Here is a 9536-nt window from a genome sequence, read left to right as displayed (position 1 = left end):
CCGTCCCAGGCGGATTCGCGTTGATGTACAAGGTGCTCAGCCGTTTCGAGGAGACGGGCCGGTGCCGGCGGGGCTATTTCGTCGATTCGCTGGGCGGCGCCCAGTTCTCGACACCCGAGGTGGTGGATCGGCTGCGCTCGTTCTCGGAGACCCTCGAAGGCCGACACACCGAGACCGCCGCGGTGACGCTCGCGGCGTGCGATCCGGCCAACCCCTACGGTGCCGCCCTGTCGTGGCCGCAGACTCGCGCGGCCGAGGACGCTCCCCGGCATCGCCCAGGACGGAAAGCCGGCGGACTGGTGGTCCTCGTCGACGGTGCACTCGTGCTGTTCGTCGAACGTGGCGGGCGCACCGTCCTGACATTCGGGAACGATCCGGGGGCGCTGCGCAGTGCGTGCACCTCACTGGCCGCGACCGTCAAGCGCGGCAGCGTCGACAAGATCGTCGTCGAGAAGGTCGACGGGCAATCGATCCACGGTCACGATTTCACCGAGTTGCTGGCCGAGGCAGGATTTTCCGCAACCCCCCGCGGATATCGGTTGCGAGCCTGAGATGCCCGAGGGCGATACCGTATTCCGGACCGTCGCACGACTGCGGGACGCATTGACGGGCGATCTGCTGACGGTGTCCGATTTCCGCGTACCTCGTTATGCCACTGTCGATCTCACGGGCCTTCCGGTCGAGTCGGTCGTCGCGCGCGGCAAGCACATCCTGATCCGCGTGCCGGACTTTTCGATCCACTCCCATCTGAAGATGGAGGGCGAGTGGCACGTGTACGAACCCGGATCGCGATGGCGCAAGCCCGGTTTCCGGGCGCGTGTGGTGCTGTCCACCGCGCGGGCGCAGGCGGTCGGGTTCGATCTCGGGATCGTGGAAGTCCTTCCCCGCGAGCGGGAATCCGATGCCGTCGGGCATCTCGGTCCCGACCTGCTCGGGCCCGACTGGGATCCGGCGCGGGCCGAGGCCAATCTTGCGCAGGATCCGGACCGGCCGATCGGCACGGCCCTGCTCGATCAACGTGTCATGGCCGGACTCGGCAATGTCTATCGATGCGAGTTGTGCTTCCTGCGGGGTGTGGATCCCCGCACCCCCGTGCGCGAGGCGGGAGATCCCGCGCGGTGGGTGGAGCTGGCGCACCGGGTCATCAACGCCAATCGCGAGCGCGCGACACGGGTCACCACCGGCGATCTTCGCCGCGGCCGGAACCTGTGGGTGTACGGGCGGCGCGGCAGGCCGTGCCTGCGCTGCGGTACGCCGATCGAATTCGGCCGGCTGGGCACCGAGTCCGACCCCGATCGGGTGATATACCGCTGCCCGGCGTGTCAGCCGCTCCACCGCTCCTGACCGTCGTCGGCGGCCTGTTCGAGAAGACGCACACAGTGCCGGACGAGCACCTCACGCGGAACCGCGACGGCACCGTCGAGATAACCCATGAACAGGCTCGTCAACGCCCCCACCAGACCCACCGCCACCATGTGGCGCTCCGCAGGGTCTCCGATTCCGGGGAGTTGTTCGTCGACGAGGGAGACGAACATCGGCGCCAGTTCGACACCGCGATTGCTGATGGTGGCTTCGCGTAACGGGGCGAGCAGCAGCACTCTTCCCATCGCCGGCTTGTCGACCATCAGTTCCACGAACGCGCGGACCGCGGCTTCCGCTCGCCCGCTGCGCGGCGCCGCTTCCACCGCCGTCACCAGAGCGTCGCGGGCACGTTTGCCGACGTCGGCGTAGACGCCGCGGACGAAGGCGTCGCGGTCGGGGAAGCTCTCGTAGAAGTATCGTTCGGTCAGACCCGCCGCCCGGCAGACCGCCCGGACACTGGCCGCGGAGCCGTCCACGGCACCGATGAGGTCGACTCCCGCCGCGAGGAGGCGTTCGCGCCGGACGCGACGGCGCTCATCGAGGCCGATGCCCGCCCAACTGCGGCGTGTCGTGTCCACCCTGGCGAATCCCATCGTTGACTGTGTGCGTTGCGAATCCTACTCTGACAACATGCGTAGTCAGAGTTCTGGTTCGTCCCCCGACGCCGACCCGGCGCCCCATGACCCCGCGCCCGAACCGCTCGGTCCCGGCTCGCTGACATGGAAGTACTTCGGCGGCTGGCGTGGGATGCTGTTCGGCCCCTGGGCAGGATCCATGCAGAACATGCATCCCGGCCTCGGCGCCGGGGTCGAGGAACATTCCGAGTTCTTCGACGAACGTTGGGAACGTCTCTACCGGTCGCTGTATCCGATCTACGGCGTGGTGTTCGACGGCCCGCACGCCGCCGAGACCGGCGCCCAGATCCGCGGTTACCACAACACGATCAAGGGCGTCGATGCGAAGGGCCGCAGGTATCACGCACTCGATCCCGACACGTTCTACTGGGCCCACGCCACCTTCTTCTACAGTCTCGTGATCTCCATCGAGTGGTTCGAGGGCCCCCTCACCTTCGAGCAGAAACACCGCCTCTTCGACGAGCACGTGCAGTGGTATCGGCTCTACGGTATGCCGATGCGGTCGGTTCCCTCGTCGTGGGAGGCTTTCGCCGAATACTGGGATCACATGTGCCGCAACGTCCTCGAAGACAACAAGGCGACCCGCGACGTGCTCGACCTGTCGAACCTCGATCGTCCCCCGTTTCTGCGTCGCTTTCCCGAACCCGTCTGGAAGCTCGTGCGCCCACCGGTCGTCCGTGGTTTCCTCTGGCTCACCGTGGGTCTGTACGACCCTCCGGTGCGCGATCTGCTCGGCTACAGCTGGAGCCCGCGCGAAGAGAGGATCCACCGCCTCGTGGGCCGCGCCATCGGACTCGGCAACCGGCTCGTGCCGTGGCGATACCGCTACCATCCACGGGCTCGCGCGGGCTGGGACCGTGCACTCGGGCGGATCCGGGCCGATGCGCCGGTCGTCCATACGCCGGGCCGGAATCTTCCGCCCGCCCACCGCCGCGACTCACCCGTTCACTACAGCCCGAAAGTGACCCACCGGAACAGGACGAATATGACACCCTGACGGGGTGCCGACGATCTTTCGACGCCGGCAATCACTTCCGCAGCCGTCGGTGCCCGGCAGGATCAGCGCCTACATCTACGACAACATCCTCGTCCTCGCCGCGCTCGTTCCCGTCGTCACCACCCGTCAGTACGTCGGCATCGCGACCGCCTGGGTCGGTTGGCTGGAACCGCGCACCGCGGATCCTCGCCGAAGTCGCCGTGCTGGTGCGCATCGCGTCGATCGTGTTCGTCATCAACAGGTTGCTCGGTCGCAAACCCACCACGTGGACGATCGTCGGGGCGCTCGTCCTTGCTGTGCTCGCGCACGATCGTGGTGGTCGTCAAGGTTCGCCCTGACGCACTGACACGGTCGCACCGACCCACCGATCGCTTGCGCCCGTCGTCAGCTGCGGATGGGCACCGGCTCGAGGATCTCGGCCCGGGCCTCCGGGGCCGCTGCGCGCAGGGCATCGGCCGACGCGTCGTCGGGCTGGGTCTGCGAGCAGATCTCCGCATCGACACGCGCACGGTAGGTTTCGACCTCCCGATCGACGGCCGCCTCGTCCCAGCCCAGCAGCGGTGCGACGAGCCGGGCGACCTGTTCGGCGCAGTGCATCCCGCGGTGCGGGTACTCGATCGAGATGCGGGTGCGTCGCGCGAGGATGTCCTCGAGGTGCAGGGCGCCTTCCGCCGCTGCCGCATAGACCACCTCGACCTGCAGATATGCCGGCGCGTCGGTGAGCGGTTCGAGCAGTTCCGGCCGGCCGGTCGCGTATCCGAACACCTCGTCGATGAGCGAACCGTAGCGGTCGAGCAGGTGCTTGATGCGATACGGATGCACTCCGTACTGCTCGGCGAGGTGCATCGTCTGGTTGACCAGCGCGAAATATCCCTCCGCCCCCACCAGAGGCACCTTCGCGGTGATGGACGGCGCGATCCGCGCGGGGATGTCCTCGGCGGCCAGATCCACCGCGTCCTCGGCCATGACCCGGTAGGTGGTGTATTTCCCGCCGGCGATCGCCACGAGTCCCGGCGCGACCCGCGCGACGGCATGCTCGCGCGACAGCTTGGACGTCTCGTCGCTCTCGCCGGCCAGCAGGGGTCGCAGGCCCGCATACACACCGTCGATGTCGTCGTGGGTGAGGGGCACGACGAGCACACTGTTGACGTGCCCGAGGATGTAGTCGATGTCGGCCTTCGTGGCGGCAGGGTGCGCGAGGTCGAGGTTCCAGTCGGTGTCGGTGGTGCCGATGATCCAATGATTGCCCCACGGAATCACGAACAGCACCGACTTCTCGGTGCGCAGGATGATCGCCGAGTCGCTGACGATGCGGTCGCGTGGCACGACGATGTGCACACCCTTCGACGCCCGCACCCGGAACCGGCCGCGTTGGCGCGACAGGGACTGGATCTCGTCGGTCCAGACACCGGTCGCGTTGATGACGACGTGTGCCCGCACGTCGGTCGTCGCACCGTCCTCGGAATCGCGGACGCGCACTCCGGAGACCCGGTCGGCCTCGCGGAGGAACCCGACGACCTGGGTGGACGTACGCACCACCGCACCGTAGTGCGCCGCGGTGCGCGCCACGGTCATGGTGTGCCGGGCATCGTCGACGACGGTGTCGTAGTAGCGGATACCGCCGATCAGCGAGTTGCGCTTGAGCCCGGGTGTCATCCGCAGTGCACCGGAGCGGGTCAGATGCTTCTGCGCGGGCACCGATTTCGCGCCGCCCATGCGGTCGTACAGGAAGATTCCGGCGGCCACATACGGCCGCTCCCATACCCGGTGCGTGAGCGGAAACAGGAACTTCAGTGGCTTGACCAGGTGCGGGGCGAGTGTGGTCAGCGACAGTTCACGTTCGCGCAGCGCCTCCTTGACCAGCCCGAACTCGAGTTGTTCGAGGTAACGCAAGCCCCCGTGAAACATCTTCGACGATCTGCTCGACGTTCCCGACGCGAAGTCGCGGGCTTCGACCAGCGCGACCCGGAGACCGCGCGTCGCGGCGTCGAGCGCGGCACCGGCCCCGACGATTCCCCCACCGATTACCACCACGTCGAACTGTTCGGTCCCGAGACGCTGCCATGCCTCGGCCCGCTGCTGCGGCCCGAGGATCTGCACACCTGGTTGGTTGGTCACCACACCGCTCCCGTGAGTCGCCGACGTATCCGCACCAAGGCTAGTAGTTTCGACCCGACAGCGCTGGCTCAGCCGCTGAGCGGAACCCACCCACGTCCGGACACCTCGAGGATCTCCCGTGAACCAGTACATCGCCGCGATAGACCAGGGCACCACCTCCAGCCGCTGCATCATCTTCGACCACGACGGTTCCGTGGTGTCGGTCGCGCAGAAGGAGCACCGCCAGTTCTTTCCCCGTGCCGGGTGGGTGGAGCACGACCCCGAGGAACTCTGGCTCAACACTCGGGAGATGGGGGCGGCCGCGCTCGCGAAAGCGGACCTGCGGCGGCAGGACATCGCCGCGATCGGCATCACCAACCAGCGGGAGACGACCGTGGTGTGGGACCGGACGACGGGCAAGCCCGTGCACAACGCGATCGTGTGGCAGGACACCCGCACCGATCGGCTCGTCGAAGAACTCGCGGGAGACCACGGCGCGGATCGGTACCGAGACGCGACCGGTCTGCCGCTGTCGACCTACTTCGCGGGCCCCAAGATCCGCTGGATCCTCGACAACGTGGACGGTGCGCGGGCGCTGGCCGAGCAGGGCCGCCTCGCGTTCGGCACCGTCGACAGCTGGATCCTGTGGAAACTCACGGGTGGGCTCGGTGAGGACGGGCAGGAGCCCGGAGTGCACATCACCGACGTCACCAACGCATCTCGCACCATGCTGATGAATCTCGAAACGCTGCAATGGGATCCGCAGATCTGCGACGAGTTCGGGATTCCGATGTCGATGCTGCCGGAGATCCGGAGTTCGTCCGAGGTGTACGGTCACGCCCGCGAACGTGGCCCGCTCGCGGGGGTGCCCATCGCCGGCATTCTCGGGGACCAGCAGGCCGCGACCTTCGGGCAGGCCTGCCTGTCCCCGGGTGAGGCCAAGAACACCTACGGCACCGGCAATTTCCTGCTGCTCAACACCGGCACGAAACCGGTGCGAAGTGAGCACGGTCTGCTCACCACGGTGTGTTACCGGATCGGTGAGGCTCCGGCGGTCTACGCGCTGGAGGGTTCGGTGGCCGTGACCGGGTCGCTGGTGCAGTGGCTCCGCGACAATCTCGGCATCATCGAATCCGCCGGCGACATCGAAGGCTTGGCCGCGTCGGTGCCCGACAACGGCGGCGCCTATTTCGTTCCGGCCTTCTCCGGATTGTTCGCGCCGCGCTGGCGACCCGATGCGCGCGGCGTCATCGCGGGTCTGACCCGCTTCGTCGAGAAGGGGCACCTCGCTCGCGCAGCCCTCGAAGCGACGGCGTATCAGACGCGCGAGGTGATCGAGGCGATGCACGCCGATTCCGGTGTGGAACTGTCGACCCTCAAGGTGGACGGGGGCATGGTCGCCAATGGGCTGCTGATGCAGTTCCAGGCCGACATTCTCGGTGTGCCGGTCGTGCGACCGGTCGTCGCGGAGACCACTGCGCTCGGCGCTGCCTACGCGGCCGGCCTCGCCGTCGGGTTCTGGGACAGCGAAGACGACATCCGCCGCAACTGGGCCACCGGCCGCACGTGGGAGCCGGCCATGGACGAGGACGATCGCGAGCGGCTCTACGCCGAGTGGAACAAGGCCGTCGAACGGACCTACAACTGGGCGTGATCACCCCCGGACAACGGATGCATCACCCTGGTGCGCATCGCGGCCTCCCCCACCTCCGCGGGGTCCGCGAGGTAGTACTCGCGGACCGGGGCGGCACGGAAACCGGCCGGGACGGTGTGGTGCTCGCGGGTGACGAGCCCAGTTGTACCGACTCACTGCGTTCGGCCTGCAACTGCACGTACCAGTCGCTGTCGAACACCACGACGAGATCGAGCAGATCACGATAGAAGTCTCTGCTGCACCGCACGTCGGTGGCCGGGACGACGGGGAAGATGCTCTGTGTTGTCATACCTCCACCGTCCCGTCTCCCCTCGGGGGAGAGTCGATCCCGGCCGCCGCCGACGGTGCGCGAACCTCGGTCCAGCGCGAACCTCAGTCCAGGTCGTCGTGCCGCATCAGCTGACGTGCAGCTTCGGTGACCGAGCCGGTGAGCGACGGGTACACCGAGAACGTCTGCGCCAGATCGTTGACCGAGAGGTTGTTCTGCACGGCGAGCGTGATCGGCAGGATCAGTTCCGACGCGTTCGGTGCGACGATCACACCGCCGATCACCACACCGGTCGCGGGCCGGCAGAAGATCTTCACGAAACCCCGTCGCAGGCCGGACATCTTGGCTCGCGGATTCGTGTTCAGCGGCAGCATCACCGTGCGAGCCGGTACCTCGCCCTTGTCGATGGTGGCCTGGCTGACGCCGACCGCCGCGATTTCGGGGCGGGTGAACACCGCCGCGGCAACGGTTTTGAGCTTGATCGGGCTCACACCTTCACCCAGCGCGTGGTACATCGCGATACGACCCTGCATCGCGGCGACCGAGGCCAGCGGGAGCAGTCCGGTGCAGTCACCGGCGGCGTAGATCCCGGGAACGGCGGTGCGTGAGACGCGGTCGACGGGAAGGTACCCGCCGCGGTCGAGTTCGAGACCGACCTTGTCGAGCCCGAGTCCGTCGGTGTTGGGCACCGACCCGACAGTCATCAACGCATGCGTGCCTTCGACGATCCGGCCGTCGGCGAGCAGGACCCGGACGCCGTCCTCGGTGCGCTCGACCGCGTCGGCGCGGGCATGCTTGACGAGAGTGACCCCGCGTTCGGCGAGGACATCCTCGAGCACGAGAGCGGCGTCCTCGTCCTCGTGCGGAAGCACCCGGTCGCGGCTCGAGACGAGGGTCACCTGCACACCCACCTCGGTGTACGCCGAGACGAATTCGGCGCCGGTCACACCGGAACCGACCACCACCAGATGCTCGGGCAGCACGTCGAGGTCGTAGAGCTGCCGCCAGTTGAGAATGCGTTCACCGTCCGGTACCGCCTTCGGAAGCACGCGAGGTGCGGCACCGGTGGCGATGAGGACGACGTCGGCGTCGAAGATCTTTTCCTCGCCGGTGAACAGGTTGGCCCGCACCTGATGTGCGGCCATACCGACCTGGCTGTCGATCAGCTCGCCGCGACCCGAGAACAGCTGCACGCCGGCAGCCTCGAGCTTGGTGCGGATGTCGGACGACTGCGCGCGGGCCAGGCTCTTCACGCGGGCGTGCACCTGAGGAAGGGCGACACTTGCGCGTTCGAGCTCGATACCGAGGTCGGAGGCGCGGCGCATGTCGGTGCGCACACCGGTCGACGCGATGAAGGTCTTGGACGGGACACAGTCGAAGAGCACGCACGCGCCACCGATTCCGTCGGAATCGATCAGGGACACCGATGCGCCGTACTGGGACGCCACCAGTGCGGCCTCGTATCCGGCAGGTCCGCCGCCGATGATGACGATCCGAGTCATTGCTCTCCTCTGTATCGATTCCGAATGGGTTTCGGGGCCGTGCTCGGGCGTGCGCCGGGGTGTGCGCACTCCCCGCACAACGCTATGCCACCGGACACCGGTCGCGCATACGGACCGGCCAGGACGCCGGCACCCCCGGCCGGCTCGCCACCGCGCGCCCCTGATCTTGCGGACATCGGCGAGCAGTTAGCCTTATGGGCGTGCCGATCTACGCCGCCTACGGGTCCAACATGCATCCGGAGCAGATGCTGCAACGCTGCCCGCACTCACCGATGGCCGGTACGGGCTGGCTGCACGGGTGGCGGCTGACCTTCGCCGGCGCCGACATCGGCTGGGAAGGTGCCCTCGCCACCGTCGTCGAGGATCCGGACGCGAAGGTGTTCGTCGTGCTCTACGACGTACCCGAGGACGACGAGCGCAGCCTGGATCGCTGGGAGGGCGCCGAGCTCGGATTCCACCGGAAGATCCGTGTGCGTGTCGACACCTTCGACGGCCCGGTGCTGGCCTGGCTGTACGTCGTGGACGGATACGAGGGTGGACTGCCCTCGGCCCGCTATCTCGGCGTGATGGCCGACGCCGCGGAGATCGCCGGTGCACCCGCCGACTACGTGCGCGACCTGCGCACCCGCAACAGCCGCAACGTCGGACCGGGCCGGCCCGAAGCGCTGTGAGGTCCGCGGCAGCGCCGGCCGGCCGGCCTAGGAACCGCTGCCGCACCGATGCCGCTCAGCCGTAGAACGGCACCGGCACCGGAACCCGGAGCCGCACCGGTTCACCGACCTGCAGTCCGTGCACCGCGCCGCGCAGGGCACGGACCGCGATGCCCGCACCCGCGACGCGTACTTCGCTGTGTGCCCCGCCGAACGCGATGTCGCTGACCGTGAACTCCGGGTCACCGGGCCTCGCGACGTCCGGTGCCGGCTCGACCTCGACCTGTTCGGGTCGCACGAGGACACGGCCCCGGCCCCGGCCCGGCGCGACCAGCCGGACCTCACCCAGCGGGGTGTGCGCACAGTCGCCC

Annotated in this window: 9 protein-coding genes and 1 pseudogene; 6 read left to right on the top strand and 4 right to left on the bottom strand. The window is 67.9% G+C overall.

What is annotated here, in order from left to right:
* Both Q8814_RS21680 and Q8814_RS21675 read left to right on the top strand, forming a co-directional pair.
* Positions 1–551 (top strand): Lhr family helicase (locus Q8814_RS21680; RefSeq protein WP_456239117.1); only part of this gene is annotated, 551 nt, incomplete at its 5' end.
* A gap of 1 nt (position 552) precedes the next feature.
* Positions 553–1344, top strand: a complete 792-nt coding sequence (locus tag Q8814_RS21675; RefSeq protein ID WP_330154050.1) for a DNA-formamidopyrimidine glycosylase family protein — start codon at positions 553–555, stop codon at positions 1342–1344.
* Here Q8814_RS21675 and Q8814_RS21670 read toward each other — a convergent pair.
* Positions 1323–1910, bottom strand: coding sequence for a TetR/AcrR family transcriptional regulator (locus tag Q8814_RS21670; RefSeq protein ID WP_330154051.1), 588 nt, complete (start codon positions 1908–1910; stop codon positions 1323–1325). The two genes, Q8814_RS21675 and Q8814_RS21670, sit on opposite strands and share 22 nt — an antisense overlap.
* A gap of 82 nt (positions 1911–1992) precedes the next feature.
* On the opposite strand from Q8814_RS21670, the gene Q8814_RS21665 reads away from it, so the two are divergent.
* Both Q8814_RS21665 and Q8814_RS21660 read left to right on the top strand, forming a co-directional pair.
* Positions 1993–2994 (top strand): oxygenase MpaB family protein, encoded by a 1002-nt coding sequence (locus tag Q8814_RS21665; protein ID WP_330154049.1) that lies wholly within the window; start codon positions 1993–1995, stop codon positions 2992–2994.
* 4 nt (positions 2995–2998) lie between these two features.
* A pseudogene (locus Q8814_RS21660) lies at positions 2999–3324 on the top strand (hypothetical protein); the annotation flags it as partial.
* Between the two features lie 54 nt (positions 3325–3378).
* On the opposite strand, the gene glpD reads toward Q8814_RS21660, so the two are convergent.
* Complete coding sequence (glpD, locus tag Q8814_RS21655) at positions 3379–5112, bottom strand: glycerol-3-phosphate dehydrogenase (RefSeq protein WP_330154048.1); 1734 nt, start codon at positions 5110–5112, stop codon at positions 3379–3381.
* 118 nt (positions 5113–5230) lie between these two features.
* On the opposite strand from glpD, the gene glpK reads away from it, so the two are divergent.
* Positions 5231–6745: a glycerol kinase GlpK gene (gene glpK / locus Q8814_RS21650; RefSeq protein WP_330154047.1), complete on the top strand. Its 1515-nt coding sequence runs from the start codon at positions 5231–5233 to the stop codon at positions 6743–6745.
* A 372-nt stretch (positions 6746–7117) separates the two neighbouring features.
* Here the strand turns inward: glpK and Q8814_RS21645 are convergent, their stop codons facing one another.
* The gene (locus tag Q8814_RS21645) at positions 7118–8515 is read right to left on the bottom strand and encodes an NAD(P)H-quinone dehydrogenase (protein WP_330154046.1); all 1398 of its coding nucleotides are present in this window, start codon (positions 8513–8515) and stop codon (positions 7118–7120) included.
* A 200-nt stretch (positions 8516–8715) separates the two neighbouring features.
* On the opposite strand from Q8814_RS21645, the gene Q8814_RS21640 reads away from it, so the two are divergent.
* Positions 8716–9186 (top strand): gamma-glutamylcyclotransferase, encoded by a 471-nt coding sequence (locus tag Q8814_RS21640; RefSeq protein WP_330154045.1) that lies wholly within the window; start codon positions 8716–8718, stop codon positions 9184–9186.
* Positions 9187–9241: 55 nt separating this feature from the next.
* Here Q8814_RS21640 and Q8814_RS21635 read toward each other — a convergent pair.
* The coding region (locus Q8814_RS21635) for a TOBE domain-containing protein (RefSeq protein ID WP_330154044.1) at positions 9242–9536 on the bottom strand (295 nt) is incomplete at its 5' end.

Origin of the sequence: Rhodococcus chondri, from assembly GCF_036327435.1 — a bacterium.
Classification (GTDB): domain Bacteria; phylum Actinomycetota; class Actinomycetes; order Mycobacteriales; family Mycobacteriaceae; genus Rhodococcus; species Rhodococcus chondri.
The sequence above is the reverse complement of the archived record's forward strand: the minus strand, read 5'-3'. Positions and strand labels throughout refer to the sequence as shown.

Excerpts from the sequence above, each read along its gene's own strand:
- Q8814_RS21675 (WP_330154050.1), top strand. The coding sequence starts at position 553 with ATGCCCGAGGGCGATACCGTATTCCGGACCGTCGCACGACTGCGGGAC.
- Q8814_RS21665 (WP_330154049.1), top strand. The coding sequence starts at position 1,993 with ATGCGTAGTCAGAGTTCTGGTTCGTCCCCCGACGCCGACCCGGCGCCC.
- Q8814_RS21645 (WP_330154046.1), bottom strand. The coding sequence starts at position 8,515 with ATGACTCGGATCGTCATCATCGGCGGCGGACCTGCCGGATACGAGGCC.